This window comes from Actinomadura sp. WMMA1423 (genome assembly GCF_006547145.1).
In the GTDB taxonomy this organism is placed as follows: Bacteria; Actinomycetota; Actinomycetes; order Streptosporangiales; family Streptosporangiaceae; genus Spirillospora.
Map to the genome: position 1 here is coordinate 3,627,905 of NZ_CP041244.1, position 24,992 is coordinate 3,652,896.

At 72.0% G+C, this 24,992-nt stretch carries 28 protein-coding genes, 2 tRNA genes and 1 pseudogene; 18 read left to right on the forward strand and 13 right to left on the reverse strand.

All coding sequences use genetic code 11. The features are described from left to right. Together FKD65_RS16760 and FKD65_RS16765 are read right to left on the reverse strand one after the other, a co-directional pair. Positions 1–870, reverse strand: coding sequence for a branched-chain amino acid ABC transporter permease (locus tag FKD65_RS16760; protein WP_168221072.1), 870 nt, complete (start codon positions 868–870; stop codon positions 1–3). A 68-nt stretch (positions 871–938) separates the two neighbouring features. Next, positions 939–2,099 carry an ABC transporter substrate-binding protein gene (locus FKD65_RS16765; RefSeq protein ID WP_141578388.1) on the reverse strand — a complete coding sequence of 387 codons (1,161 nt, stop codon included), beginning with the start codon at positions 2,097–2,099 and terminating at the stop codon, positions 939–941. A gap of 318 nt (positions 2,100–2,417) precedes the next feature. Here FKD65_RS16765 and FKD65_RS16770 point away from each other — a divergent pair, with 318 nt between their 5' ends. From FKD65_RS16770 to FKD65_RS16785, 4 genes are all read left to right on the forward strand, one after another. Next, complete coding sequence (locus FKD65_RS16770) at positions 2,418–3,530, forward strand: acyl-CoA dehydrogenase family protein (protein ID WP_141578389.1); 1,113 nt, start codon at positions 2,418–2,420, stop codon at positions 3,528–3,530. Continuing rightward, positions 3,530–4,168 (forward strand): enoyl-CoA hydratase-related protein, encoded by a 639-nt coding sequence (locus tag FKD65_RS16775; protein WP_141578390.1) that lies wholly within the window; start codon positions 3,530–3,532, stop codon positions 4,166–4,168. Before FKD65_RS16770 ends, FKD65_RS16775 begins: the two co-directional genes overlap by 1 nt. Before the next feature lie 68 nt (positions 4,169–4,236). Then, positions 4,237–4,575, forward strand: coding sequence for an MmcQ/YjbR family DNA-binding protein (locus FKD65_RS16780; protein WP_205718685.1), 339 nt, complete (start codon positions 4,237–4,239; stop codon positions 4,573–4,575). 13 nt (positions 4,576–4,588) lie between these two features. Further along, on the forward strand, positions 4,589–4,795 hold the full coding sequence (locus FKD65_RS16785; protein ID WP_141578391.1) for a helix-hairpin-helix domain-containing protein: 207 nt from the start codon (positions 4,589–4,591) through the stop codon (positions 4,793–4,795). Between the two features lie 75 nt (positions 4,796–4,870). Here FKD65_RS16785 and FKD65_RS16790 read toward each other — a convergent pair whose 3' ends face one another. Next, positions 4,871–5,863, reverse strand: a complete 993-nt coding sequence (locus FKD65_RS16790) for an AraC family transcriptional regulator (RefSeq protein ID WP_141578392.1) — start codon at positions 5,861–5,863, stop codon at positions 4,871–4,873. A gap of 159 nt (positions 5,864–6,022) precedes the next feature. On the opposite strand from FKD65_RS16790, the gene FKD65_RS44930 reads away from it, so the two are divergent. From FKD65_RS44930 to FKD65_RS16805, 3 genes are read left to right on the forward strand one after another with little or no spacing between them, the layout of a single operon-like run. Next, positions 6,023–6,376, forward strand: coding sequence for a hypothetical protein (locus FKD65_RS44930; protein WP_205718686.1), 354 nt, complete (start codon positions 6,023–6,025; stop codon positions 6,374–6,376). Continuing rightward, positions 6,373–6,813 (forward strand): DUF6069 family protein, encoded by a 441-nt coding sequence (locus FKD65_RS16800; RefSeq protein ID WP_141578393.1) that lies wholly within the window; start codon positions 6,373–6,375, stop codon positions 6,811–6,813. The genes FKD65_RS44930 and FKD65_RS16800 overlap by 4 nt, the downstream gene beginning before the upstream one ends. Continuing rightward, a complete protein-coding gene (locus tag FKD65_RS16805) occupies positions 6,810–7,010 on the forward strand; it encodes a hypothetical protein (protein WP_205718687.1) in 201 nt (66 codons plus the stop codon). Before FKD65_RS16800 ends, FKD65_RS16805 begins: the two co-directional genes overlap by 4 nt. A 355-nt stretch (positions 7,011–7,365) precedes the next feature. Here FKD65_RS16805 and FKD65_RS16815 read toward each other — a convergent pair. From FKD65_RS16815 to nagA, 4 genes are all read right to left on the reverse strand, one after another. Continuing rightward, positions 7,366–7,439, reverse strand: a tRNA-Ala gene (locus FKD65_RS16815). Positions 7,440–7,486: 47 nt separating this feature from the next. Beyond that, positions 7,487–8,020, reverse strand: a complete 534-nt coding sequence (locus tag FKD65_RS16820) for a hypothetical protein (RefSeq protein ID WP_141578394.1) — start codon at positions 8,018–8,020, stop codon at positions 7,487–7,489. Between the two features lie 215 nt (positions 8,021–8,235). Further along, entirely contained in the window at positions 8,236–8,865 is a 630-nt protein-coding gene (locus FKD65_RS16825) for a GNAT family N-acetyltransferase (RefSeq protein ID WP_168221073.1), read from the reverse strand. An 84-nt stretch (positions 8,866–8,949) separates the two neighbouring features. Further along, complete coding sequence (gene nagA / locus FKD65_RS16830) at positions 8,950–10,080, reverse strand: N-acetylglucosamine-6-phosphate deacetylase (RefSeq protein WP_141578395.1); 1,131 nt, start codon at positions 10,078–10,080, stop codon at positions 8,950–8,952. Positions 10,081–10,122: 42 nt separating this feature from the next. On the opposite strand from nagA, the gene FKD65_RS16835 reads away from it, so the two are divergent. Beyond that, positions 10,123–10,317 carry a hypothetical protein gene (locus tag FKD65_RS16835; RefSeq protein WP_141578396.1) on the forward strand — a complete coding sequence of 65 codons (195 nt, stop codon included), beginning with the start codon at positions 10,123–10,125 and terminating at the stop codon, positions 10,315–10,317. A gap of 92 nt (positions 10,318–10,409) precedes the next feature. On the opposite strand, the gene FKD65_RS16840 is transcribed toward FKD65_RS16835, so the two are convergent. Genes FKD65_RS16840 through galU form a run of 4 tightly spaced genes read right to left on the reverse strand, consistent with a single transcriptional unit; the run spans position 10,410 to position 13,529 of the window. After that, positions 10,410–10,883: a molybdenum cofactor biosynthesis protein B gene (locus tag FKD65_RS16840; RefSeq protein WP_240810185.1), complete on the reverse strand. Its 474-nt coding sequence runs from the start codon at positions 10,881–10,883 to the stop codon at positions 10,410–10,412. Positions 10,884–10,891: 8 nt separating this feature from the next. Further along, complete coding sequence (gene moaC, locus FKD65_RS16845; RefSeq protein ID WP_141586879.1) at positions 10,892–11,362, reverse strand: cyclic pyranopterin monophosphate synthase MoaC; 471 nt, start codon at positions 11,360–11,362, stop codon at positions 10,892–10,894. A 5-nt stretch (positions 11,363–11,367) separates the two neighbouring features. Next, positions 11,368–12,576, reverse strand: coding sequence for a gephyrin-like molybdotransferase Glp (glp, locus tag FKD65_RS16850; RefSeq protein WP_141586880.1), 1,209 nt, complete (start codon positions 12,574–12,576; stop codon positions 11,368–11,370). A 26-nt stretch (positions 12,577–12,602) separates the two neighbouring features. Beyond that, on the reverse strand, positions 12,603–13,529 hold the full coding sequence (galU, locus tag FKD65_RS16855) for a UTP--glucose-1-phosphate uridylyltransferase GalU (RefSeq protein WP_141578398.1): 927 nt from the start codon (positions 13,527–13,529) through the stop codon (positions 12,603–12,605). A gap of 33 nt (positions 13,530–13,562) precedes the next feature. On the opposite strand from galU, the gene FKD65_RS16860 reads away from it, so the two are divergent. The 9 genes and pseudogenes from FKD65_RS16860 to FKD65_RS16900 all read left to right on the forward strand — a co-directional run bounded on the left by FKD65_RS16860 (position 13,563) and on the right by FKD65_RS16900 (position 23,116). Beyond that, the gene (locus tag FKD65_RS16860; RefSeq protein WP_141578399.1) at positions 13,563–14,144 is read left to right on the forward strand and encodes a 5-formyltetrahydrofolate cyclo-ligase; all 582 of its coding nucleotides are present in this window, start codon (positions 13,563–13,565) and stop codon (positions 14,142–14,144) included. 94 nt (positions 14,145–14,238) lie between these two features. After that, entirely contained in the window at positions 14,239–15,228 is a 990-nt protein-coding gene (locus FKD65_RS16865; protein ID WP_141578400.1) for a D-isomer specific 2-hydroxyacid dehydrogenase family protein, read from the forward strand. Between the two features lie 103 nt (positions 15,229–15,331). Then, positions 15,332–16,816: a potassium/proton antiporter gene (locus tag FKD65_RS16870; RefSeq protein ID WP_141578401.1), complete on the forward strand. Its 1,485-nt coding sequence runs from the start codon at positions 15,332–15,334 to the stop codon at positions 16,814–16,816. A gap of 194 nt (positions 16,817–17,010) precedes the next feature. Then, the gene (locus FKD65_RS16875) at positions 17,011–17,367 is read left to right on the forward strand and encodes an FmdB family zinc ribbon protein (protein ID WP_141578402.1); all 357 of its coding nucleotides are present in this window, start codon (positions 17,011–17,013) and stop codon (positions 17,365–17,367) included. Between the two features lie 101 nt (positions 17,368–17,468). Beyond that, positions 17,469–18,514: pseudogene (locus FKD65_RS16880) on the forward strand (IS5 family transposase). 195 nt (positions 18,515–18,709) lie between these two features. Beyond that, a complete protein-coding gene (locus FKD65_RS16885) occupies positions 18,710–20,791 on the forward strand; it encodes an MMPL family transporter (RefSeq protein WP_240810186.1) in 2,082 nt (693 codons plus the stop codon). Between the two features lie 116 nt (positions 20,792–20,907). Then, positions 20,908–21,735: an S-methyl-5'-thioadenosine phosphorylase gene (locus tag FKD65_RS16890; RefSeq protein ID WP_141578404.1), complete on the forward strand. Its 828-nt coding sequence runs from the start codon at positions 20,908–20,910 to the stop codon at positions 21,733–21,735. Then, positions 21,732–22,700 (forward strand): Flp pilus assembly protein CpaB, encoded by a 969-nt coding sequence (locus FKD65_RS16895; RefSeq protein WP_141578405.1) that lies wholly within the window; start codon positions 21,732–21,734, stop codon positions 22,698–22,700. The genes FKD65_RS16890 and FKD65_RS16895 overlap by 4 nt, the downstream gene beginning before the upstream one ends. Continuing rightward, entirely contained in the window at positions 22,697–23,116 is a 420-nt protein-coding gene (locus FKD65_RS16900; protein WP_141578406.1) for an MscL family protein, read from the forward strand. Before FKD65_RS16895 ends, FKD65_RS16900 begins: the two co-directional genes overlap by 4 nt. 16 nt (positions 23,117–23,132) lie before the next feature. Here the strand turns inward: FKD65_RS16900 and FKD65_RS16905 are convergent, their stop codons facing one another. Together FKD65_RS16905 and FKD65_RS16910 are read right to left on the reverse strand one after the other, a co-directional pair. Then, complete coding sequence (locus FKD65_RS16905; RefSeq protein WP_141578407.1) at positions 23,133–24,170, reverse strand: D-alanyl-D-alanine carboxypeptidase family protein; 1,038 nt, start codon at positions 24,168–24,170, stop codon at positions 23,133–23,135. An 82-nt stretch (positions 24,171–24,252) separates the two neighbouring features. Then, a complete protein-coding gene (locus FKD65_RS16910; RefSeq protein ID WP_141578408.1) occupies positions 24,253–24,693 on the reverse strand; it encodes a hypothetical protein in 441 nt (146 codons plus the stop codon). A gap of 129 nt (positions 24,694–24,822) precedes the next feature. Here FKD65_RS16910 and FKD65_RS16915 point away from each other — a divergent pair. Beyond that, positions 24,823–24,895, forward strand: a tRNA-Arg gene (locus FKD65_RS16915). Positions 24,896–24,992: the final 97 nt, after the last annotated feature.

Consider the following 24,992-nt stretch of genomic DNA (forward strand, 5'->3'; position numbering starts at 1 on the left):
TCACGCAAGGCGCTGCCTCCTCAGGCCGAACAGCCCGTTCGGCATCACTAGCAGGATGATGATCAGTGCGATCAGCACGATCGGGTCGACATAGCTGTTCGGCAGGACGGCGGCGAGCTCGCTCTCGAGCACGCCGAGCAGCACCGCGCCCACCAGGACGCCCCGGGTGCTGGCGAGGCCGCCGAGCACCGCCCCGGTGAAGCCCTTCAGCGTGAGCGCCGTGCCGAGCGCCCCGCCGGCGAGCGTGATCGGCGCGACCAGGACGCCGGCGAGGGCCGACAGCCCGAACGCCAGCGCGAAGGCGATGGCCCGCATCCGCGACACGTTGATGCCCACCGCCGTGGCGGCGAGCGGGTCGGTCGCGGCGGCGATCATGCCGCGGCCGGTCCTGGACCGTCCGAGCAGCAGCGCGAGCCCGATCCCCACGACGAGGACGACCGCCCATATGAGCAGGTCCTGGTAGCCGACCCGCAGCGCGCCGATCTCCAGCTCGCCGCCGTGCACGGGCGGGAACGGCTTGCCGTCCGGCCCCCAGATGATCTGGCCGCCGTTGGCGAACACGAGCGTGATCCCCACCGTGGCCGCGATCGCGGCGATGGGGCCGTTGCCCTGCGTCGGCAGGATCACGATCGCGTCGTAGGCGAGCCCGAGGACGAGCCCCGCGGCGAGGACGATCAGCGCCACCAGCAGGACCGTGGACAGGCCCCGGTTGACCAGGGTCAGGCCGATCAGGCCACCGATGATCACCTTGTCGCCCTGGGCGAAGTCGATGATCCCCGTCATCTTGAAGACGAGGTGGAAACCCAGGGCGACGAGCGCGTAGACGGCCCCGAGCGTGAGACCGGAGACGAGAAGGTCGATGATGCGCACGGCGGATTCCTTCTGGACGGACGGTGGCCGGGCCGGAGCCGGCCACCGTCGTCTTCGGCTTGGGGGGATCAGCCCTGGTCGGGCGTCGCGTACTTGCCGCCCTCGAAGGTGACCGGCTTGAACGCGTCGGCGCTCGGCCCGCCGCGGTACTGGGCGGTGTAGGCGAGCTTGCCGATGATGCTGTCGTGGCCGAGCGACTCGATCGCCTTGGAGATCTCCTCGCCCTTGTACGCGCCGGCCTTCTCGATGCCCGCGGCGGCCAGCTTCACCGCCACGTAGGCGTAGGCGCCGAGCACCGTGGCCTCACCGCCGAACTTGGCGCGGTAGGCGTCGAGGAACTTCTTGGTCTCGGGATCGGGGGCGCCGTAGTTGACGGCCGTCAGCGAGACGACCTTGTCGGCCGCCGGGCCCGCGGTCTTCGGGATGAAATCGGCGGAGTAGGTCAGGTCTCCGATGATGTGGCCGTCGTAGCCCGAGGCGCCCACGTTCTTCAGCAGCAGCGCGTCGCTGGAACCGCCCGCGCCGTACAGGAAGACCGCGTCGGGCTTCTTCCCGGCCGCCTTGCCCGCCTGCGCGGTGAAGTCGAACTTGCCCGGATCGAAGCCCTCGGAGTTGACGATCGAGATCCCGGCGGCCTTGGCGGCGGCCGAGATGTCGCTGTTGCCGGCCTGCCCGTACGGGTTGTTCGCCCAGATGATCGCCGCGCTCCTGACGCCCTTGGACCTGGCGTAGTTGACCATGGCCTCGGAGTTGGCCTTGCCCGGCAGCGGGATCTCGAAGACGTTCTTGGTGCCGTTGGCCACCTCCGGCTGCGCGATCAGCAGGATCTGGGTGACCCCGTACTGGTCGGCGAGCGGCGCGACCGCCTTGGCGTTGGCCGAGATGCCCGGCCCGATCACGATCGGGACCTTGGTGTCGGTGGCGAGCTTCTTGAAGCCGGCGGTGGTCAGGTTCACCGACCCCTGGTCGTCCACCTCCTCCAGCTTGAGCTTGCGGCCCTTGACGCCGCCCGCCGCGTTGATCTCCTCGACAGCGAGCTGCATCCCCTTGGCCTCCTGCTGCCCGACCGCGCCGAGGGCGCCGGTGGTCGAGTTCAGGACGCCGATCGTGTAGGTGCCTCCGGTTGAAGCCTCAGACTTATCCGAGTCGGACGACCCGCAGGCCGTCGCCGTCAGGGCCAGAGCGGTGAGGACCGCGATGACCGCATGGCCGCGCTTGGCTGATCTCATGGTTTCTCCTCAGTGATCGCCTTCGTCGGGCGATGCAAGGCCACCTCCTCACGATCCGGAGGTGAATACGTCAGAGTTTGCATTACGGCAGGTCGCAGGACAACCCTTGGAATCCAGCGTTTTCACTGGTACATCAGACTCAACCAACGTTCCGCGGGCCCCTGGACCCGGGTTCGATCTGGACTACGATGCAATACGTCAGTCTTTTACATCCCCGAAACACGCCTGGAACCGGCCGCCCCGTACGGTCGGGGAACCGGTCCAGGTCAAACCCCTTGCCGGGAGGCCAGAGTGCGTCCGACACCCGAGACTTCGGCGGTGGAGCTGGAGGAACTGCGCCGGACCGTCCTGCGGACCTGCCGCAAGTTCGGCCACGGGTACTACGTGCGCTCGTCCGACGCCGGGGACAACGCGCGGGAGCTGTGGCGCGCCCTCGGCGGCATCGGCGCCCTCGGCGCCGGGATCTCCGAGGAGTACGGCGGGGCCGGCGCGGGCGTCGAAGCCCTGTCCGCGGTCGCCGAGGCGGTCGCCGAGGCGGGGCTCCCGCTCATGCTCATCGCGCTCTCCCCCGCCGTCTGCGCGACCGTCGTCGACGGCTTCGGCTCCCCCGCCCAGAAGGCCGAGTGGCTGCCAGGCCTCGCGGACGGCTCCCGCGTCCTCGGCTTCGCCATCACCGAGCCCGACGCCGGCTCCAACACCCACAACATCCGCATGCGCGCCCAGCGCGACGGCGACGTGTGGAGGCTCTCCGGCCAGAAGTACTACGTCTCGCACGTCGACAATGCCGACGCGCTCCTCACCGTCGCCCGCGCAGGGGACGAGCTCAAGGTCTTCCTAGTCCCCACCGACGCCCCCGGCCTGACCAGGACTCCCATCGACGTCGAGATCCTGTCTCCCGAGCGCCAGTACAGCGTCTTCTACGACGACGTCCGCCTGCCCGGCTCCGCGGTGGTCGGCCCCGACGCCGGGATGGCCGTCCTCTACGCGGGCCTCAACCCGGAGCGCATCGTCAGCGCCGCCCTCCTGAACGGCATCGCCCGCTACGCGCTGGACATCGCCGTGGACTACGCCCGCGAACGCACCGTGTGGGACGTCCCCATCGGCGCGCACCAGGCGGTGTCCCACCCCTTGGCCCGGGCCGAAACGGCTCTGGCCGCGTCCCGCCTCCTCACCGCCTCGGCCGCCCGCGCGTTCGACCGCGGCGAACCCGGCGGCGTCGAGGCGGCCATGGCGAAGTACACCGCCTCCGAGGCCGCCTCCACCGCGCTCGACGCCGCGATGCAGACCCTCGGCGGCAACGGGATGTCCCGCGAGTACGGCCTCGCCACCCTGCACGGGCTCGTCCGCCTCTTCCGGATAGCGCCGGTCAGCTCCGAGATGCTGCTGAACCACATCGCGCACAAGCGCCTGTCACTGCCCAGGTCCTACTGATGCACGTCCGGCGCGAAGGCGCGCTGGTCAGAGCGACGCTGTCCCGTCCGCCGGTGAACGCCCTCGACTCGGCGGCCTACCGGTGGCTCACCGGGGTCTGCGCGTCCATGCGCCCGGACGAGTGCCTGCTGCTCGACGCCACGGGCCGCGTCTTCAGCGCGGGCCACGACCGCGGCGAGCCCGCCGCGGGCGAGGCCCTCGCCACCGGTGTCGCCGCCCTGACCGCGGTCCTCCGCTGCCCTGCCCCTGTCGTCGTCGCCGCCCAGGGTCCGGCGATCGGCGCGGGCGCCCTCCTGCTCGCCGCCGCCGACGTCCCGGTCATCGCGTCGGACGCCTGGCTGCAGCTTCCCGAGCTCGACGTGGGCGTGACGGTCGGCCAGGCCGTCCTCCGCCGCCTTCTCCCGCCCGCCATGGCGAGCCGCGCGTTCCTGACCTCCGAGAAGATCCCGGCGGCGGACATCACCACCGCTGTCGTCCGCCCTCCGGAGGACCTGGCCCGTGCCGCGACGGACGCGGCGCAGGCCATCCTCCGCAAATCCGCGGCCCTGGTGTCCGCGGCCCGCCGCGGCTGGGGCGAACGCGAACAGACCGCCCTCGCCTACGAGGCCGAACTGCGCGCCTGCCTGGCCGGCCCGTGACCCGGGCGCCGCCCGGCCTCCGGGTCCGCGGCGAGGAATCGTCGGACGCGGGTGGTAGACCTTCGGGCATGGGTCCTGAGGAGTTCCTGGCCATGGTGCTCGGCCTGCCGGAGGTCACCGAGCGCGAATCGATCTCGAACCTGACCGGCTTCCGGGTCCGCGACAAGGGGTTCTGCTACCTCAACGAGATCGAGGGCTTCGTCATGCTCAAAGCCACCCGGGAGGAGCAGGTCGCCCTCATCGCCGAGGACCCGGCCACCTTCTCCCCGTCCTGGGCCTCCGGCGGGCGCTTCGCGTGGGTGAAGGTCAAGCTGGCCACCGTCGACCCGGGGGAGATGAACGAACTGGTCACCGAAGCGTGGCGGCTCTCCGCTCCGAAACGCCTAGCGGCCGCGCTCCGCCCCTGAGAGGCGGCACCCGATGAGCACCGAACCTGCGACGGACCTACCCAAGATCGGCGCTCCGGCCAGGCGTGCGCTGGCGGCCGCGGGCTACGGCGACCTCGCCCAACTCGCCCAGGCCAGGGAGGACGACATCGCCGCCCTGCACGGAATGGGCCCCAAAGCGATGGGGATCCTGCGGCGAGCCCTCCAGGAACGCGGCCTGTCGTTCCGCACCGACGCCTGACCAACGCCGACTCCGGGGCGGCGCTTCCGGCGCGTCGGCGGTGGGGGGCGCGGCCCGCACGTGCGATCCGCGGGCTCAAGCGCGACCGGAGACGAGATCTCCCTTCGTCCGGTTCGGCCGGTCGGGAGAGCCGCCGCCGCGCCGGTGGGCGCCGGGAGAGACGCCGAGCTCGCGCTTGAACGCGTTGGCGAAGGAGGACTCCGAGGCGTATCCGACCCGCTCGGCCACCACGCTCAGCGGGGCGTCGGAGCCGCGTAGCAACCGCGTCGCGGTCGTCAACCGCCACCAGGTCAGGTACGCCAGCGGCGGCCTTCCCACGAGCGCCGTGAAGCGGCGGGAGAACGCGGCCCGCGACAGTCCCGCGTGTGCGCCCAGGCTCGCGACGGTCCAGGGCCCTGCCGGATCGTCGTGGATCGCTTCCAGGGCGGCGCTGATCGCCGGATCGGCGAGCGCCGCCGCCCATCCGGTGGCGCCGCCGTCCACGGGCTGGTCCGCGAACCATGCCCGCAGGATGTAGAGCAGCAGCGTGTCCAGCAGAGCGGGCACCAGGGCGCCGGTCCCCTGCTGGGGTTCCTCCAGTTCCGCGCCGAGCAGGTCGACCGCGGCGCGCAGTCGCGGATGGCGTCCCAGCCGAGCGGGCAGGTGCAGCAGCGGAGGCAGGTCGGCCAGCAGCGGGTGGACGCGAGCGGCGTCGAGTTGGTAGGCCCCGCACAACGTCACCGTGGTCGAGCCACCGGCGCGTGCCGGCCCTGCCGGCGGGGCGGCGTACCTGCGTTCGAACCTGGCGTCGTCCTGCGGGTCGCAGACGTGGTCGGCCAACGGCGTGGACGGGGCGTCGGCCAGGCCATGCCTGCCGGCATGGGGAAGGACCACCACGTCGCCCACGGCGAGCGGGAAGGGGTCGCCGTCTTCGGGAATGAGCCAGCAGGGGCCGCGCAGGACGATCTGGAACCCCGCCGACCCCGGCACCGCCTGGAACCGCTGCCCCCACGGCGCTCGCCATTCGACCAGGGCCGAGCGCGGCTCACCGGTGCGCATCACAGCGATCACATCGCTCAGGACGTCCATCACCCCAACCTTAGCGAGGGTTCGCTCCGGAAGACGTTCTCGCATGAATCCGAGACGTATCCGCATTGGCCGTCTCACTTCCCGGTCCTACGGTCGAACCACTGAAGATCAGTAAGCGTCCGGGCCCTGCCTGGCACGCCCTTCGATTCGGGACGACCCATGACAGCAGAACGCCCGCCCGGTCGGCGCGCCGAGAGCCTCGGCGCGACGATGAGGGCGGCACGTGTCCACGACTTCGGCGGGCCCGAGGTGATCCGCTGCGAGCGGGTGCCCCGCCCGGCCCCCGGACCGGGAGAGGTCCTCCTGCGGGTCGCCGCCGCCGGCTCCAACCCGTCGGACGTCGGCTTCCGGGGCTCGGAGGCCGCCGGGACCGTCGTCCGGACAGGAAAGAACGTCGACCGGGACATCACGGCGGAGCGACCGCTCGCCGATCTACCGGACGTGCACCGCGACGCCCGAAGCCGGCCGCGCGAGCGGCAAGACCATCCTGATCCCCTGAAGGAGCCCCGATGACCGCCACTCCCACCCGACCGACCACTCCAAGCCTCCGCCTGCACGCATGCGCGGTGGGCGGCGCAGTCCTGGCCGACTCCCTGCTCTGGACCGCGGCCCGCGGCCTGGGTGTGGAACTCCGCGTCGATCCCGGCGACGGGCGCCCCAGCCAGGTGGTGGGCCTGCCCCTCGTCGCCGGCATCACGCTCGTCGTGGCGCTGCTCGCCTCGGCGACGCGAGCGGTGCTGGGCCGGATGACCGACCGCGCTCCGGCCGTCTGGACCGCCTCCGCCCTCATCGTGCTGCTGGTGTCGTTCGTGCCGGTGCTGTACGTCGAGGCGTCGAGCAGCACCCGGATCACGCTGGCGCTGCTCCATCTGTCCGTCGCCGCCGTACTCGTCCCACTCCTGAGCCGCCCGAGCCGACCGGCGCCCGCGATCCGGGAGGGCCGCCGATGACCCCGGCCTTCATCGAGGGCCTGTGGCGCGACTGGTCCCCCGGCCACGCCGCGGCCGAGGACGTGGCGTGGGCCGTCCAGTGCCTGAGCGAGCCGTCCAACGCGGCGGCCGCGATCGGCTACTACCGCGCGCTGCTGGACGTCTCACGCCATGTCCCCGCCTACGCCGAGCAGCAGGCCGCCAGGCCGAGACCGTAACCGTCGCGGCGGCCCTGACGATCGGACGCCGGCTCTGGAAGGGCTGGAAGAGGCGCTGGATCTGGTCGCCCGAGATGACCGGCCCGCTGTTGGCGACTCTGAGGGCCGCCTGCCCGGCGGCGGTCCGAGTCGTGATCTCGAAGGGACATGCCCTCGTCGGCTATTCCTCTGGCGTGAACAGGGCGGGTCGTCTGCGCCGTGATGATGGACATCTACAGCAAGGTGTCGACTACGGCCATGCGGAAGGCGCTGCGGAAGCTCGGCAAACAACTCGGCTGAGGCCGTAGCTGTGTTTCGCTGCTGTATGGAGATCAAAAAGGCCGGTTCCCGCCATGGGACCGGCCTTTGACCTGGGTGGAGCTGAGGGGATTTGAACCCCTGACCCCCTCGATGCGAACGAGGTGCGCTACCGGACTGCGCTACAGCCCCGAGGACTCCGTAAGGTTAGCAAACATCGGAGGGTGCTCGCGCACGGGTTATTCGCCGACGGCCCTGCGGTCGTCGGCGTACTGGTCGAAGACCTCGTCGGGGGCGGGGAGTTCGATGACCTCGGCGGGCTCGGTCGTCTCGGCTGCGCGGCGGGCGGCCTCCAGGGCGCGGGCGCGGGCCGCGGCGCGGGCCTGGGCGGCGGCGCGGCGGCGGGCGGCGTCCATGCCGACGGCTACGCGGAGCAGCGCCAGGTGGCCTGCCAGGAGCAGGACCGGGGGCGCGAGGATCCACCACGGCGCGACGCCGGCGGCGGTGAGCGCCACGGCGGTGAGGAGCAGGGCGGCGAGGCCCGTGGTGCGGCGGCGGCGCCGGGCGATGACGGTGGCCCGGCGCACCGGGGTGCGCGGGGGGTGGGTCCCCTCGTCCGGGACGGTCTCCACCTCGTCCTCGGCGGGCTCGTCAGGACGCTTGTGGAGGAGGCGGGAGATACCCGTCGTCTCGGTGTCGCGGCGCAGCCACATGGGCACCAGGACGACCGCCCAGACCGCGACGATCGCCAGGTAGAGGACGGCGCTGCTCACCGGCCCCACCGGCCCCGGGCACGCTCGCCGGGCGGGCCGACTTTCGGCGCGCGAACGTGCAATGGGAGCAGGGTCACGTCCCGCACGGTACGAGGGCCTGTCAGAGGTTGACGAGCATAAGGGGCGGTGTGTCGCGAGATCGATCTCGCCGTTACTCTCCGTTTGCCGGGACTTCTCGATCGCAGGATTCTTACGGCGGGAAAGTCATGGGCGGCTCAGGTGCGCCGGGGAAATGCCTGTTTCCGGTCCGCCAGCCAGCGGGCGCGCAGGCCACCGGGCACGTCCTCGACGGTCAGGGCATAGCAGATGTGGTCGCGCCAGGCCCCGTCGATGTGCAGATGGCGGCGCCGAATTCCCTCTTCGCGGAAACCGAGTTTTTCGACGACACGGCGGCTCGCGGTGTTCTCCGGACGGATATTCGCCTCGAGGCGGTGGAGGCCGACCGTGAAGAAACAGTGGTCGACGGCGAGGGCGACGGCGGTCGGAATGACGCCGCGTCCGGCGACGCCCTTGTCGACCCAGTAGCCGATCTGCGCGGACCGCGCCGAGCCCCACACGATCGCGCCGATGGTGAGCTGGCCGACGAAGTCGTCGTCGTGGGTGACGACCCACGGGAGGGCGAGGCCGTGCCGGGCCTCGCGGCGCATGGTGTGGACCATGCTGATGTAGGGGCCGAGGCCGCTGCGGAACAGCGGCGTCTCGGGGTTGGTGGGCTCCCAGGGGCGGAGCCAGTCGGCGTTGCGCACCCGCAGCTCGCGCCAGACGGCGGCGTCGCGGTGCCGCAGCGGGCGCAGCCCGACAGGGCCCTCGGTCAGGGTGACCGGCCATCCCCGCAAACGTTCCACGGTTCCATGATTCCCTGGTCGGTTGTCTGGACGCCATCAATTGTCGCCGAGAAATCGGGCACGCGGGGCGTCCGGCCACGGCCGTCACACGAGTCGGCCCCGTTTCATGACCCGGTCGACGCGCAGGTCGCCGTCCAGGACGACCAGGTCCGCGTCCTTGCCGGGCTCCAGCGACCCGACGCGGGAGTCGATGCCGAGCGCGCGGGCCGGGGTGAGGGACGCGGCCTCGGCGGCCCGCTCGATCGGCAGTCCGACGTCGGTGACGGCGCGGCGGAACGCCTCAGCCATGGTGATCGTGCTGCCCGCGATGGACGTCCCTCCGGCGAGGGTGGCGCGCCCGCCGCGGACCTCGACGTCCATCACGCCGAGGCGGTAGTCGCCGTCGCCCATCCCGGCGGCCGCCATCGCGTCGGTGATGAGCGCGACGCGGGGCGTGGCGGCGAACGCGAGGCGGGCCACGGCGGGCTCCACGTGGACGCCGTCGTTGATCAGTTCCACGGTGACCCGGGGGTCGTTCAGGGCGGCGGCGACCGGGCCGCCCTCGCGGTGGTGCAGCGGGCGCATCGCGTTGAACAGGTGCGTCGCCACGCGGGCGCCCGCGTCGAACGCCGCCCGGGCCGCCTCTCCGGTGCCGTCGGTGTGGCCCACGGCCGCGATCACGCCCGCGTCCACCGCCTCCCGGACGAGGCCGAGGGCGCCCGGCAGCTCGGGCGCGAGAGTGATCATGCGGACGTGCCCGCGGCCGAGGCGGACGAGGCGGCGGAACTCGGCGGGGTCGGGGTCGCGTAGCAGGGCCGGGTCGTGTGCGCCGCACCGCGAGCGGGCCAGGTAGGGGCCCTCCAGGTGGACGCCCGCTATGACGCCGCCGGCGGCGAGGTCCGCCAGACCGGAGACGGCGGCGGCCAGTTCTTCCGGGTCGCCGGTGACGAGGCTCGCCATCGTGGTGGTGGTGCCGTGCGCGAGGTGGAAGGAGGCTGCCCGGTGGGCGTCGTCCGGATCGCCCAGCTGGTAGGAGGCGCCCGCGCCGCCGTGGACGTGCATGTCCACGAAGCCGGGGACGACGTACCGGCCGGCGAGGTCGATCACTTCCCCGGCGCCGGGGGCGGCGGTGATGGTGCCGCCGGAGACGTGGAGGGAGCCGTCGCGGACGCCGCCCGGCAGGACGATCCTCGCGCTGGTCAAGGTGACGGCGCGGTCATCGTCCGGCTTCGCCATGGAACCCCCACGTGCGCACATATGATCGATACTGATTGTTCCATGACCGCGAGGATCCGCCGCGACCTCGACCAACTCGCGCAGCAGCAGATGCCTACCCGCACCCGCGGCGGCGAAAGTCGGCCACCGTGCGTCGCCCGCATCTGCGACCCGGACGAGATCGACGCCCTGGTGACGGACGCGGCGGCGCCCGAGCCCGGACTCGCCTGCTTCACCGAGACCGGCGTCCGCGTCTAGCGGCCATCCGGCCCCGGCGCTGCCAGGAGGGGAAGGGCCCAGCATGGGGGGGTGGCTGTCCTCCACGGCAGGGGCCCTGGGCGGCGGGCTCCCTAGGCCGGCGGGCGGGGGTGGTCGCCGCCGTTGATCTGGTCGACCGCGTGGGGCAGGACGCGGCCGAGGACGGTCATGCCGTCGCGGACGCCGCCGGTCGAGCCGGGCAGGTTGACGATGAGCGTGCGGCCCGCGAGGCCGGCGAGGCCGCGCGACAGGATCGCGGCGGGGACCTTCTCGCGGCCCTCCAGCCGGATGGCCTCGGCGATGCCCGGTACCTCCCGTTCGATGACCGTCCGGGTCATCTCGGGGGTCTGGTCGGTGGGGGTGAGGCCGGTTCCGCCGGTGGTGACGACGACGTCGTAGCGGGCGGCGACGGCGTCGCGCAGGACGCCCGCGACCGGTTCGCCGTCCGGGACGACGACGGGGCCGTCCACCTGGCAGCCGAGGTCCTCCAGCATCTCGACCAGCACCGGGCCGGACCTGTCCTCGTAGACGCCCGCCGCGGCCCGGTTCGAGACGGTGACCGCCATCGCCCTGATCATCGGCGCCACACCCCGGTCTTGCCGCCGGTCTTCTCCTCGACGCGGACGTCGGTGATGACGGCGGCGGGGTCGACGGCCTTCACCATGTCGACCAGGGCGAGCGCCGCGACGGTGACGGCGGTGAGCGCCTCCATCTCCACGCCGGTGCGGTCGGCGGTGCGGGTGACGGCGGTGATCGCCACGCCGTCGTCGCGGACGTCGAGGTCGACGGTGACGCCGTGCAGCGCGATCGGGTGGCACAGCGGGACGAGGTCGGGGACGCGCTTGGCGCCCATGATCCCGGCGATGCGGGCGACGGACACGGCGTCGCCCTTGGGGATGTCGCCGGTGCGCAGGAGGGCCACGCATTCGGGCGACAGGCGGACGAGCCCCGTGGCCGTCGCCGTCCGGGACGAGACGTCCTTCGACGACACGTCGACCATGCGGGCCGAGCCCTTGTCGTCCAGGTGGGTGAACTCCGAACCCATGGCGCTCATGACGGCAACCTCATGACCTCGGCGTGCGAACCGGCCGGCATGGTCTCGACGTCCTCCGGGATCTCGATGAGGGCGTTGGCGGACGCCAGGGAGCCGAGTTGGTGCGACCCCTGCACGTCGGACACCGTCACGGTGTGGAAGCCCCGGTTGGACGACAGCCTGCCCCGGAGGAAGTGGCGGAGCCCCGCGGGCGACTTGACGTCCTCGGCGAGGACGGCGCTCACGGTGGGAAGCGGTTCGGGCGGCAGCCCCTGCATGGCCAGTAGGGCGGGACGTACGAAAACCTGGAACGACACGTACGCGCTCACCGGGTTGCCTGGGAGCGTGAAGATGGGAGTGCCTTCCAGGAGACCGAACCCCTGCGGCTTGCCGGGACGCATCCGCACCTTGTGGAAGCCCACCGTCCCGGTGCCGGTGAGCACTTCCTTGACGACGTCCTTGGTGCCCATGGAGACGCCCCCGGTGGTGACGATGGCGTCGGCCCGGACGAGCTGGTCGTGGAGCATCTCCAGGACCTTGCCGGGTTCGTCCTGCACCGTGGTCTGGCGGAAACCCACCCCGCCTGCCTCGACCACGGCGGCGGTGAGCATGAAGCTGTTGGACTCCCAGATCTGGCCGGGCGCCAGGGAGGTGCCCGGCTCGCGCAGCTCGTCGCCCGTGGAGACGACCACGATGCGGGGCCTCGGACGGACCGTCACCCGGGACCGTCCGACCGCGGCGAGCATGCCGATCTGCGGGGCGGAGAGCCGGGTGCCGGCCTCGGCGACGACCTGGCCGGCGAGGACGTCCTCCCCCGCCCGGCGGATGTAGTTGCCCGGCGGGGCGGGGCGCGAGATCCGGACGGTGGCGTTGCCGCCGTCCGTCCACTCGACGGGGATGACGGCGTCGGCGCCGGCCGGCAGCGGCGCGCCCGTCATGATCCGGGCGGTCAGGCCGGGCCGGATCGCCGACACGCCGGAGTCGCCCGCGACGATGTCGCCGACGACCGGCAGCGAGACCGGGGCGGCCTCGGTCGCCGCCGCGATGTCGGCCGCGACGACGGCGTAGCCGTCCATCGCGGAGTTGTCGAACGGCGGCAGCGGCACCGGCGCGGACACGGGCTCGGCGAGCACCGTGCCGTGCGCCTCCAGCAGCGCGAGGTCGAGCGGCGGCAGCGCCGGGACGCTGCCGAGGATCTCCGTCAGATGCTCGTCGACCGTTCTCATGCCCACGGCCCCAGTCTGACGTGCCGTCACGAATCCGCGGCGTCGCCCACGCCGTCGTGCGCGCGGACGAACTCGCGCAGCCACGGGAGGAACTCCGGCGCGAGGTCGGGGCGTTCCGCCGCGAACTGGACGACCGTCCGCAGGTACTCCAGCTTGTTGCCGGTGTCGTAGCGGCGGCCGCGGAACTTGACGCCGTAGACGCCGCCGCCCTGGTCGGCGGGCATGTCGGCGAGGGTGCGCAGCGCGTCGGTCAGCTGGATCTCGCCACCGCGGCCGGGCGGGGTCTTCTCCAGGACGTCGAACACGGCGGGGTCGCAGACGTACCGGCCGATGATGATCCAGTTGCTGGGGGCCTCCTCGGCGGCGGGCTTCTCCACGAGGTCGGAGATGCGGACGACGTCCTCCTCGTCCGTCGCCTCGATGGCCGCGCACCCGTACGCCGACACCTGGTCGGGCTCGACCTCCATCAGCGCGATGACGCTGCCGCCGTGCTGGCCGCGCACCTCGATCATGCGCTGCAGCAGCTTGTCGCGGGCGTCGATCATGTCGTCGCCGAGCAGCACCGCGAACGGCTCGCGCCCGACGTGCTGGCGGGCGCAGTGCACCGCGTGGCCGAGGCCGCGCGGCTCGCCCTGCCGGACGTAGTGCATGATCGCCAGGTCGCTGGACTCGTGCACGGCCTCCAGGCGCTCGTCGTCGCCCTTCGCGCGCAGCGCCTCCTCCAGCTCGTAGGCTCGGTCGAAGTGGTCCTCGATGGACCGCTTGCTGCGCCCGGTGATCATGAGGACGTCGGACAGGCCCGCGTCGACGGCCTCCTCCACGACATACTGGATCGCCGGTTTGTCGACGATGGGCAGCATCTCCTTGGGAGTCGCCTTGGTCGCGGGCAAGAATCGGGTACCGAGGCCGGCCGCCGGGACGACCGCTTTGAGCACTGGTGCAATGTCGGCCATGTACTGACCCTAGTCATCCGCGAGGACCACAGCGTGCACGACATCCGTTCGAAGACGGGCCTCCGGGCCGAACTGCTGGGACGACGTGCGGCTATGCCGCCCGAGTCGCGCCTCGGCGCGGCGCGTCCGATCCGGGACGCGCTGCTGTCGCTCCCGGAGGTGGAGATGGCCGGGACCATCGCCGCATACGTCTCCATAGGCGATGAGCCGGACACCCGGAGCCTGCTGTTCGCGCTCTGGAAGCGCGGGACCTACGTGCTGGTCCCCCGGCTGCTCCCGGACGGCGATCTCGACTGGGCCTCCTACGAGGGGCCCGACTCGCTCGTGCCCGGCGCCCGCGGATGCCTGGAGTCCTCGGAACCGCCGCGCGGTCCCGGCGCCGTGGCCAGCGCGGACGTCGTGCTCGTCCCCGCGGTCGCGGTCGACCGAGGGGGCGTGCGCCTCGGCCGCGGCGGCGGGTCCTACGACCGGGCGCTCGCGCGCGTGGGCCCGGCGATCCTGACCGCGGCGCTGCTGTACGACGGGGAGCTGGTCGACAGCCTCCCGGCCGAGGCGCACGACCAGCGCGTCCGGGCGGCCGTGACCCCGTCCGAGGGGCTGGTCCGCCTGGGCTGACCTGCTCGGGGCGGACGGCCTGCTCGTAGAGTGAGAGGGCCAAGATCGCGGCTGGGGGGGGACGCGGTCGAGTACGCCTGACGGGAGGTTCGAGATGACGGCGCCGTGGCGGATCCTTTCCCTGCCCCCGATCGCGGACGAGATCGTCCAGGGGCTGTTCGCGCCGCTGGGGGACGCCGCGGAGGTGGCGTTCCCGCAGACCAGGGACCGCGCGGGCCTGCTCGCCGCGCTCGGCGACGCCGACCTCGTGATCGGCGACTTCACCGGACGGCTGGCCCTGGACGCCGAGGCGGCCGCCGCCGCGCCGCGCGTCTCGTTCGTCCAGATGCCCTCGGTCGGGACCGACAACATCGACCTGGAGGCGTGGGCTGCCGCGGGCGTGCCCGTGGCGAACGCGGCGGGCTTCAACGCGCGCGGGGTCGCCGAGTGGGCCGTCGGCGCGGCGTTCGCGCTGTGCCGCGGCCTCGCCTGGGGCGACCGGGCGGTCCGGGCGGGCGGGTGGCCGCAGATGGAGATGACCCAGCGCAACCCGCGCGAGATCCACGCGCAGCGGGTGGGGATCGTCGGGTTCGGCGCGATCGGCGCCGAGGCCGCGCGGCTGTTCGCGGCCCTGGGCTGCGCGGTCTCGTACTGGACGAGGCGGCGGCGTCCCGAGGCGGCGGCGACTTACCGGGAGCTGGACGACCTCCTGGCGACTTCCGACATCCTCGTCCTCGCCTTGCCGCTGACGGAGGAGACGAGGGGGCTGATCGGCCCGGAACGTCTGGCCCTGCTTCCGGAGAGGGCTCTGCTGGTGAACGTGGCGCGCGGGGGCATCGCGCCTGACGGCGCCGTACTGGCCGCACTGGAGTCGGGACGTCTGGCAGGGGCCGCGCTGGACGTCTTCGAGCAGGAGCCCCTGCCGGAGGACCATCCGCTCCGCTCCCGTGAGGACGTCCTGCTGTCGCCCCACGCGGCGGGGGGATCCGTCCAGTCGCAGCTGAACCTGCTCGGGATGGTGCGCGACAACGTCACCGCGGCCGTTCAGGGACAGGACGTGCAGAACGTAGTGAACGGGATAAGCAACCAGGTCATCCGGCGATAGCGGGCATCCCGGACACGCCGTCCCTCAACCGAAAATATGTGATCGGCCGACGAATCTGTAGGATTCCTAAACCATCAAGTTTGACGACCTCGAAGGGCGGGATGTGCACCTCGACATCTGGCTACTCCTCGGGGCCACGCTGGTACTCAGCGCCATCATCGCGGTCCGGCTGTCCCACAAGGCGGGCCTCCCCACGCTGCTGGCGTACATGGGCCTCGGCCTTCTCATCGGTGAGTCCGGCCCCCTCCACATCCGGTTCGACAACGCGGAACTGGCCGAAACACTCGGCCTCGCGGCCCTCGTGCTCATCCTCGCCGAGGGCGGCATCACCACCAGCTGGCGGCGCGTGCGGCCCTCGGTCCCGGCCGCCCTCAGCGTGTCCACCCTCGGCACCCTGATCAGCATCGTCGTCGTCGCGCTCGCCGCCATGTGGCTCGTCGGCATGGAGTGGCGCCCGGCGTTCCTGCTCGCCGCCGTGCTCGCCCCCACCGACGCGGCCGCGGTGTTCTCGGTGCTGCGGCGGCTTCCGCTGCCGTCCCGGCTCACCGGCCTGCTGGAGGCCGAGTCCGGTTTCAACGACGCCCCCGTCGTGATCATCGTGGTGACGCTCAGCGCCCACACCGGCGTCCCGAACCTCGCCGAACTGCTCGGCGTCATCGTGTACGAGCTCGTCGCGGGCGGCATCGTCGGCGTCGCCATCGGCTGGCTGGGCGCGCAGGCGCTGCGCCGCGTCGCGCTGCCCGCCTCCGGCCTCTACCCCATCGCCGTGCTGTCGCTGTCCATCGGCTCCTACGGCGCCGCCTCCCTGATGCACGCCAGCGGGTTCCTCGCCGTCTACGTCAGCGCCCTCGTCCTCGGGAACGCACGGCTTCCGCACCGCCCCGCGACCCGGGGCTTCGCCGAGGGCGTCGGATGGCTCGCGCAGATCGGGCTCTTCGTGATGCTCGGCCTGCTGGCCGACCCCGGCGACCTCCCCGGGCACATCCTGCCGGCGCTCACCATCGGCTTCATCCTGCTGCTGGTGGCCCGTCCCCTTTCGGTGGTGCTGTCCACGATGGGGTTCGGACTGTCGTGGGGCGAGAAGATCTTCGCGTCCTGGGCGGGGCTGCGGGGCGCCGTCCCGATCGTCCTCGCCACCATCCCGATGGTGGCGGACGTCGAGCACGCCGACCGGCTCTTCGCGATCGTGTTCAACATCGTCGTCGTGTTCACCCTGCTCCAGGGGCCGACGCTGCCGCTGGCCTCGCGGCTGTGCCGGCTGACGAGCGACGAGCAGACCCGCGAGCTGGACGTCGAGGCGGCGCCGCTGGAGGAGCTGCACGCCGACCTGCTGGAGGTGCGCATCCCCGTCGACTCGATGATGAGCGGCGTGGAGATCTTCGAGCTGCGGCTGCCGCCCGGCGCGTCCATCACCCTGGTCGTGCGGGACGGGGCGAGCTTCGTTCCCGAGCCCACCACGCCCCTCCAGGCCGGAGACACCCTGCTGGTCGTGACCACCGCCGAGGTGCGCGAGGCCACCGAGCGCAGGCTGCGCGCGGTCAGCCGCAAGGGCAGGCTGGCGGGCTGGTTCGGGGAGAAGGGGAACTGACCGAGGGCACCGGCCCGGGACGGGACGGGCGGGCCGGGCCCGGCAGGCCCCAGGCCCGGCCCGTCGGGCGCGGCCTGGGGACAACCGGGAACATCCCGGGGGCGAATCCTGTTCTCGGCATGGGTACCATTAGCAGTCGTCTAGAGTGAGTGCCAGTCCGGCCCGCGGCCGGGCTGAGGCAGCGAGGAGGAACCGTGCCGACGTATCAGTACGTTTGCACCGAGTGCGGCGAACCTCTGGAGGTCGTGCAGAAGTTCAGCGACGACGCGCTGACCGAGTGCCCGGCGTGCAGCGGCCGGCTCCGCAAGGTCTTCTCCGCCGCGGGGATCATCTTCAAGGGCTCGGGCTTCTACCGCACCGACAGCCGGGGCTCCGGCAAGTCGGCCTCCACCGCGGGGGCCTCGTCCAACGGGTCGTCGAACGGCTCGTCCAACGAGTCGTCCAGCGGTTCCTCGAGCGACTCCGCCAAGTCGGACTCGTCCTCGTCGTCCTCCGACTCGTCGTCCTCGTCGGCGAGCAAGACGTCGTCCTCGTCCGAGAAGGTCGCCTGACCGCCTAAGAGGTCATAACAAAATGTGCATGTGATGCGACATGGCGTGATGTCGGGGTGTGGTGTGGGCGGGTGCGTAGAGGTGAGGAACCGCCATGGATCGTGGCCGACAGCTTGTGGGAGCGGATCGAGCCGCTGCTGCCGAAGGTCGAGCGCCGCAAGCACCACGCTGGGCGTAAGCGGTTGGACGACCGCAAGGTGCTGTGCGGGATCTTGTTCGTGCTGCACACCGGGATTCGGTGGGAGTTCCTGCCTCAGGAGCTGGGGTTCGGGTCGGGGATGACGTGCTGGCGGCGGCTGGCCGAGTGGCACCAGGCCGGGGTGTGGGAGCGGCTGCACCGGCTGTTGCTGGAGGAGCTTCACGCCGCCGGGCAGCTGGACTGGTCCAGGGCGGTGATCGACAGTTCGCACGTCCGGGCTCTCAAGGGCGGCCCAAAACAGGGCCGAGCCCGGTCGACCGCGGCCGGTCGGGCTCCAAGCACCATGTGCTGACCGACGGGCACGGCACTCCGCTCGCCGTGGCGCTGACCGGCGGCAACCGCAACGACGTCACCCAGCTGATGCCGCTGCTGGACAAGGTGCCGCCCGTCCGAGGCCGGGTCGGACGCCCCCGCCGCCGGCCCGAGCGGCTGCTGGCCGACCGCGGCTACGACCACGACAAATACCGCCGCATGGTCTGGGCCAAGGGCATCAAACCGGTCATCGCCCGCCGCGGCAGCCCCCACGGCTCGGGACTGGGCGTCCACCGCTACGTCGTCGAACGCACCATCGGCCTGCTGCACTGGTTCCGCCGCCTGCGCATCCGCTGGGAGACCCGCGACGACATTCACGAAGCATTTCATGACCCTGGCCGCCGCCATCATCTGCTGGCGCCGCCTCGTCCGCTGATTCTGTTACGACCTCTAAGCCTCTCCGCTCGCACCGGGGGATCCCGCCGGATCCCCCGGCCTTTGTCGTACCTCCACGCCGTCGCCTACACCTCCAGGGGTAGGCGGCGGCCTTCGCTTGCCTCAGAAGAGGTAGGGCGGGTCCGTTCCCACGCCGGAGGCGTTGTTGCACGTGTTTCGAGACCATGGAGGAGATCAGGGAGCCGACCCGGCCCGGCAGGGCCCCTCTCCTCGCACGGCGCCATTTTTGCTCTAACTTAGAGATAATCTAAGCACGAGAGGCTTCGCGACAGGGGCGGGGGCAGGCTCTTCGGGAGATTCGCGATAGTACTTGACATGTCTCGCGTGTCGAGAGAACCTATGGCGAACACGACATATCTCGATATCCCCTCGGTGCACAGGAGAGGACCCATGAGCGCACCAAGCCCGCCCTCCCCCAGGTCACGGACACACCGCATGGCCGGACTCATCGCCGGCCGGCGCACCAAATGGGCCGTCCTGGCCCTGTGGATCGTCCTGCTGGCGGCCCTCGGCCCCCTCGCCGGCAAGCTCGGCGACGTGGAGAAGAACGACGCCGCGTCCTGGCTGCCCGCCGGCGCCGAGTCCACGCGGGTCGTCGAGCTGGAGGAGCGGTTCCGCAAGGACGAGACGATGCTCGCCGTCATCGTCTACGAGCGGTCCGGCGGGATCACCGCGGCGGACAAGGCCAAGGCCGAGTCCGACGCGGCCGCCTTCCAGAAGCTGCCCGGAGCGCAGAAGGCCCAGGGGCCGTTCCCGTCCAAGGACGGCAAGGCCCTCCAGACCCTCGTGCCGCTGACCGACGAGGACCTCACCGCCGCCGTCGACCAGGCGCGCGACATCGCCCAGCGCGGACCTCCCGGCCTGGTCTCGCACGTCACCGGGCCCGCCGGCGGCGGCGCCGACCAGTTCGAGGTCTTCCAGAGCCTGGACGGCTTCCTGCTCATGGCCGCCGGCCTCGTCGTCATCGTCCTGCTGCTGTTCATCTACCGCAGCCCCGTCCTGTGGTTCGTCCCCGTGCTGAGCGCCGTCTTCGCCCTGGGACTGGCCCAGTCGACCGTGTATCTGCTCGCCAAGTACGCGGACCTCACGGTCAACGGCCAGAGCGCCGGCATCCTGACCGTCCTCGTCTTCGGCGTCGCCACCGACTACGCACTCCTGCTCGTCGCCCGCTACAGGGAAGAGCTGCACCGGCACGAGGACCGGCACGAGGCCATGGCGTACGCGCTGCACCGCGCCGCCCCCGCGGTCATCGCGTCCGCCGCCACCGTGGCCGTCGGCCTGCTGTGCCTGCTGCTCGCCGACATGAACTCCACCGCCGGCCTGGGCCCCGTCGCTGCCGCGGGCGTCCTCACCGCGCTCGCCGCCATGACGACCCTGCTGCCCGCCCTCCTGGTCATCTGCGGCCGGTGGCTGTTCTGGCCGCTGGTCCCCCGCTACGACGCCAAGTACCTGGAGCCCGAGGCCTACGAGGCCGAGCACGGCGTCTGGAGCCGCGTGGCGGCGATGGTCGGGAAGCGCCCGCGCGCGCTCTGGGCCGCGACCATGCTCGGGCTGATCGTCCTCACCCTCGGGCTGGGCTCGCTCAAGGCGGACGGCCTGTCGGACGCGGGCCAGTTCACCGGCAAGCCCGACTCGGTGAAGGGCTCGGAGGTCATCGCCCGGCACTACGCCGCCGGTTCGGGCGCACCGGCCGTCGTCATCGGCGAGGCGCCGGCGTCCGGCCGGATCGCCGAGGCCGTGCGCGCGACGACGGGTGTCGCCGAGGTGAGCGCCCCCGTCACGGCCGGCGGGCTGGTCAAGTACGAGGCGACGCTGAAGGACTCCGCCGACAGCGAGGCGGCGCGCGCGACCATCGACCGCCTGCGGGCCGCGGTGCACGCCGTCCCGTCGGCGGACGCCAAGGTCGGCGGCATGACGGCGACGTCCCTGGACATCAAGCGCGCCTCGGCCCGCGACAACAAGGTGATCATCCCGATCGTGCTCGGCGTGGTGTTCCTCATCCTCATCGCGCTGCTGCGCGCCGTCGTCGCGCCGCTGCTGATGATGGGGACCGTGGTGCTGTCGTTCCTGGCCTCGCTCGGCGCCTGCGCGGTGATCTTCGAGCACGGCTTCGGCTTCGAGGGCACCGACTCCGGATTCCCGCTGCTGACCTTCATCTTCCTGGTGGCGCTGGGGGTCGACTACAACATCTTCCTGATGCACCGCGTCCGGGAGGAGTCCCAGGCGCTCGGCACCCGGCGCGGCATCCAGCGCGGCCTCGCCGTCACCGGCGGTGTGATCACCTCGGCCGGCCTCGTCCTCGCGGCCACGTTCGCGTCCATGGTCACGCTGCCGCTGGTGTTCATGGTCGAGATGGGCTTCGCGGTCGCGTTCGGCGTCCTGCTCGACACCCTCGTCGTCCGGTCGCTGCTGCTGCCCGCGCTGGCCTACGACATCGGGCGGCGGATCTGGGTCCCGGGCCGCCTCGCGAAGGAGGCGCCGGCCGAGAAGGCCAAGGTGCTGGACCCGGTCGGCTGACGTCCCCGGAAGGTGGGCGGGCCCGGCTCCGGCCGGGCCCGCCCCGCCCCCCGGAGTTATCCACAATCGGTGGACGGCCTGCCGGGGACGGCGCCCGGGTGGCTAGGGTCGGCGACATGTCCACTTCGGCTTCCGCGTCCCAGCCCACCGCCGAGATCGGGGTCATCGGCGGCTCCGGGTTCTACTCGTTCCTCGACGACGTCGAGGAGGTGCGGGTCGACACCCCCTACGGCCCGCCGAGCGACCCCGTCGCGATCGGCGAGCTGGCGGGCCGCCGCGTCGCGTTCATCCCCCGGCACGGCCGCGACCACCGCTTCCCCCCGCACAAGATCCCCTACCGGGCCAACATGTGGGCGCTGCGGTCCCTCGGCGTCCGCCAGGTGCTCGGGCCGTGCGCGGTCGGCTCCCTCACCCCCGACCACGGGCCCGGCACGCTGGCCGTCCCCGACCAGCTCGCCGACCGGACGTCCGGGCGCGACCAGACCTACTACGAGCACGGCGCCGCCGTCCACGTCTCGTTCTCCGACCCGTACTGCCCGACGGGCCGCCGCGCCGTCGCCGAGTCCGCGCGCGCCTCGGGGTGGGAGCCGGTCGACAGCGGCACCCTCGTCGTCATCGAGGGCCCGCGCTTCTCCACGCGGGCCGAGTCCCGGTGGTTCGCCTCCCAGGGGTGGACGCTGATCGGCATGACCGGCCATCCGGAGGCCGTCCTCGCCCGCGAGCTGGCGCTCTGCTACACCTCGCTCTGCCTCGTCACCGACCTCGACGCGGGCATCGAGGAGGGCGAGGGCGTCACCATGGAGGAGGTACTGCGCGTCTTCGGCGACAACATCGACCGGCTCCGCGGCGTCGTCGCCGACGTGGTCAAGGCCCTGCCCACCGAGCGCTCCTGCCCCTGCCCGGGCGTCCTCGACGGCATCAAGCTCCCGCTGGAACTGCCGTGAGCGCCCGGTTAGCCCGCCTGCGGCGGCCGCTGGCGGCGCTCTTCGCCGCGGCCGCCGCGGGCCTGGCGCTCCTGGCACTGCGCCCCGGGCCGCCGCCGTCCGTCCGCGTCCTGGCCGCCGCGCGCGACCTGGCCTCCGGGACGTCCCTCGCCCCATCCGACCTGCGGCACCTCGACCTGCCACCGGAGGCCGTGCCGGCGGGCGCGCTCCGATCCGGCGGCGCCGGCCGCGTCCTCGCCGGCCCCGTGCGCCGGGGCGAACCCCTCACCGACGCCCGCTTCGTCGGCGCGGGCCTCCTGCGCGGCCGCGGCCCCGGCACGGTCGCCACGCCGGTCCGCCTGGCCGACGCGGGCGCCGTCCGCCTCGTCCACGCCGGCGACCACGTCGACGTCCTGACCACCCCCTCGGAGGCCGCCCCCGCGAGCGAGCCGTCCGGCCCGCGTTCCCGCTGGGAGGCGTCCCGCGTGGTGGTGTCGGACGTACCGGTCATAGCGGTCCCACCCCCGGCCGAGGACGGCCCCCGGAACGGCGCCCTGGTCGTCCTCGCGACCGACCGCCCCCAAGCGGTGGCCCTGGCCGGAGCCGGCGCCCCCCTCGCCCTGACGATCACCAATCCTGTGTTTACTCAGGCCCGGCCCACTTCGCTCGCCTTGCGGCTGTGTTTACTCAGGCCCGGCCCACTTCGCTCGCCTAGCGGCTCGCTACGTGACCGTTCCTGGGCGAACGCGGCATCGCTTCGCGATCTGCCCGGCTCCGCTCGCCTTCGGCTTCGCTCCGCCGGGCAGGTCACGCGTTCGCGCGCGTGGCGGGGGTCCTTCGCGACAGTTCCTAGGCCCCGGGAGCGCAGGTCAGGGCTTCGGGGGCCGAATTGGCGAATTATGGATGACTTCAATACGATCCGTAGCCGTTTACGGTGCCCCCTCAGCCAGGGGCACGACCCCCGACACCCCCTGGAGCCGTCATGAGCGGATTCAAGAAGTTCCTCTTCCGCGGGAACCTGGTCGACCTCGCGGTGGCGTTCGTCGTCGGAGCGGCGTTCGCAGGCCTGGTGAAGGACTTCGCGACTTCCTTCATCACTCCGCTGATCGCCCTCCTCGGCGGCGAGCCCGACTACACCCGGCTGGTCGTCACCGTGAACGGCACCAAGTTCCCGTACGGCATCTTCGTGACGTCGGCGGTCGCGTTCTTCATCACGGCCGTGATCGTCTACTTCCTGGTCGTGCTCCCGACGGCCAAGCTGATCGAGCGGATGGACCGCGGCAAGGAGGCCACCGAACGCGAGTGCCCGCAGTGCCTGAGCGACATCCCGGTGAGGGCCCGCCGCTGCCGCTACTGCACCGCCGAGGTGCTCCCCGCCAACGAGGTCCCGTCCTCCACCTGACGGCGGCCGGCCCGGCTCACCCCTCCTCGGTCCCGTACTCCCAGTGCCAGGGCTCGAACGGATTGCTGTAGGCCCAGGAGGGGTGGATCCAGCCGTACTTCCCGGCGTGGGCCTCCATCCAATTGAACTGGACCGAACCCGAACTCTGCACACCGCCGCACAGGTCGAGCGCCTGCCCCTTGCCGTGGTTGCTCGTCCCGGGGACGGCGGCGAAGCCGGGCCGCTGCGCGTACACGCGGTGCTGCTCGGACAGGCTCCGGTAGGCGTCCGTCACGCACATGTCGCGGCCGAAGCCGCGCTTGTACGCCTCGTTCAGCTTGTAGAACGCGAGCGCCGCGTCCGCCCGCAGCATGTGCCCGCCCTTCTGCGGCAGCGGGCACAGGTACTTCGACGGGATGAGCCCGTTGGGGAACTTCTTGGCGTCCCTCGCGAGCGACTTGTCGCACCCGAGCTCGAACCGCTTCTGCCGCGTCACCGCCAGCTTGTCGAGCATCGCGTTGAGCTGCTTCGTCAGCTGCGCCGACCGGCTCTTCAACCCGTCCACGTCCTGCTGGAGGCGGGTCTGGTCGACGGCGTTGCGCGACTGCAGCTCCTGCGCCGCGGAGGCGAGCTTCTGCCGCCGGTCCTGCAGCTCGTCGGCACGGTCCACCAGCGCCTGCTGCGACCTCGCCATCAGCGTCACGTCCGCGGTCGACCGCAGCGCCGTGCTCGGGTCCCCGCCACCGAAGATCGCCATGGAGCCGGCCGCGCCGCTCTGCTGGTAGGAGGTGTTCGCGAGCCGGGCCAGCGGCTCGCGGATCCGGTTCAGCTCCGCCTCGGCCCCGGCGAGGTCCTTCAGCGTCGTGCGCAGCTTCACCTGCGACTCGGCCAGGCTCTTCTTCCGGCCCTCCATCTGCTTGGTGGCCTTCTCCAGCTCGGTGCGCGCCTTCGTCGCCTCGCGGCGCAGCGACTCGAGCGAGTCGGCCCCCGCGGCCGCGTGCGCGGCACTGTGCGGTGAGAACATCGTCATCACCAGGAAGACCGCGGTCAGCGCCGCCGACCGGGGGTACGGCACGGTGGTTTTCCTCCTGATGCCCAGAATCGGATCAGCGCGAGAACGCTACTACAGCTTCTACGATGACCAGTCCGTAACCGGTTCAGCGGCCTCGGTGATGTTCGCACCACCGGCGCATCCACCAGACGTCCTCCCAGCCCGCCGGGCACGGACGCCGCCCCGGCACGGACGTGGAGGGCGACGGCGCGGGCGTCGCCCTGCGCCGCGGCGTCACCACCGGTCTCGGCACCCGCTTCGGCGGCTTGGTCGCCACCTGCGGCTCCGACTCCGGCGGCACGTACTTCCCGAACGTCGGCTCGCCGTCCGGAGTCACCGGCGCGGCACTGCGCGCGGCCCCGCCCGCCGACTCGGGACGCTCCCTGACGGGCTCGTCCCTCAGCCCGAACGCGATCACCGACGCCACCAGCACCGGCACGGCGAACGCCGCGGCGACGACCGTGATCCGCCTGCCGCGCCGGGGCTCCTCGCCCGCCGCGTCCTCGGCGCCCTGGTCCTTCGGCTGCCCGCGATGCCGTCCCGTCACGGGACGGAAGCGTACCCATACGCCCCCCGCCCGGCCTAGAGCCCCGAGTGCATAAGGGGGAGCGCCCACCGCGCCCCTTCCCCTACCCTGTAGGTGCCGTCCGCTACGCTCTACCGCGAGCGACGACAAGCCTCCGTAGCTCAGGGGATAGAGCACCGCTCTCCTAAAGCGGGTGCCGCAGGTTCGAATCCTGCCGGGGGCGCCTCACAGACCGGAGACAAGGGCGGCTCCCCCGCCCCCGTCCGGGCTTCCGCAGCGATCCTGCCTGCCGGTCGTTCGCAGCGCCGTGCCTGGACGTC

Excerpts from the sequence above, each read along its gene's own strand:
- FKD65_RS16765 (WP_141578388.1), bottom strand. The coding sequence starts at position 2,099 with ATGAGATCAGCCAAGCGCGGCCATGCGGTCATCGCGGTCCTCACCGCT.
- FKD65_RS16775 (WP_141578390.1), top strand. The coding sequence starts at position 3,530 with ATGCACGTCCGGCGCGAAGGCGCGCTGGTCAGAGCGACGCTGTCCCGT.
- FKD65_RS16780 (WP_205718685.1), top strand. The coding sequence starts at position 4,237 with ATGGGTCCTGAGGAGTTCCTGGCCATGGTGCTCGGCCTGCCGGAGGTC.
- FKD65_RS16785 (WP_141578391.1), top strand. The coding sequence starts at position 4,589 with ATGAGCACCGAACCTGCGACGGACCTACCCAAGATCGGCGCTCCGGCC.
- FKD65_RS16790 (WP_141578392.1), bottom strand. The coding sequence starts at position 5,863 with ATGGACGTCCTGAGCGATGTGATCGCTGTGATGCGCACCGGTGAGCCG.
- FKD65_RS44930 (WP_205718686.1), top strand. The coding sequence starts at position 6,023 with ATGACAGCAGAACGCCCGCCCGGTCGGCGCGCCGAGAGCCTCGGCGCG.
- FKD65_RS16800 (WP_141578393.1), top strand. The coding sequence starts at position 6,373 with ATGACCGCCACTCCCACCCGACCGACCACTCCAAGCCTCCGCCTGCAC.
- FKD65_RS16805 (WP_205718687.1), top strand. The coding sequence starts at position 6,810 with ATGACCCCGGCCTTCATCGAGGGCCTGTGGCGCGACTGGTCCCCCGGC.
- nagA (WP_141578395.1), bottom strand. The coding sequence starts at position 10,080 with ATGGCGAAGCCGGACGATGACCGCGCCGTCACCTTGACCAGCGCGAGG.
- FKD65_RS16835 (WP_141578396.1), top strand. The coding sequence starts at position 10,123 with ATGACCGCGAGGATCCGCCGCGACCTCGACCAACTCGCGCAGCAGCAG.
- FKD65_RS16840 (WP_240810185.1), bottom strand. The coding sequence starts at position 10,883 with ATGGCGGTCACCGTCTCGAACCGGGCCGCGGCGGGCGTCTACGAGGAC.
- moaC (WP_141586879.1), bottom strand. The coding sequence starts at position 11,362 with ATGGGTTCGGAGTTCACCCACCTGGACGACAAGGGCTCGGCCCGCATG.
- glp (WP_141586880.1), bottom strand. The coding sequence starts at position 12,576 with ATGAGAACGGTCGACGAGCATCTGACGGAGATCCTCGGCAGCGTCCCG.
- galU (WP_141578398.1), bottom strand. The coding sequence starts at position 13,529 with ATGGCCGACATTGCACCAGTGCTCAAAGCGGTCGTCCCGGCGGCCGGC.
- FKD65_RS16865 (WP_141578400.1), top strand. The coding sequence starts at position 14,239 with ATGACGGCGCCGTGGCGGATCCTTTCCCTGCCCCCGATCGCGGACGAG.
- FKD65_RS16885 (WP_240810186.1), top strand. The coding sequence starts at position 18,710 with ATGGCCGGACTCATCGCCGGCCGGCGCACCAAATGGGCCGTCCTGGCC.
- FKD65_RS16890 (WP_141578404.1), top strand. The coding sequence starts at position 20,908 with ATGTCCACTTCGGCTTCCGCGTCCCAGCCCACCGCCGAGATCGGGGTC.
- FKD65_RS16900 (WP_141578406.1), top strand. The coding sequence starts at position 22,697 with ATGAGCGGATTCAAGAAGTTCCTCTTCCGCGGGAACCTGGTCGACCTC.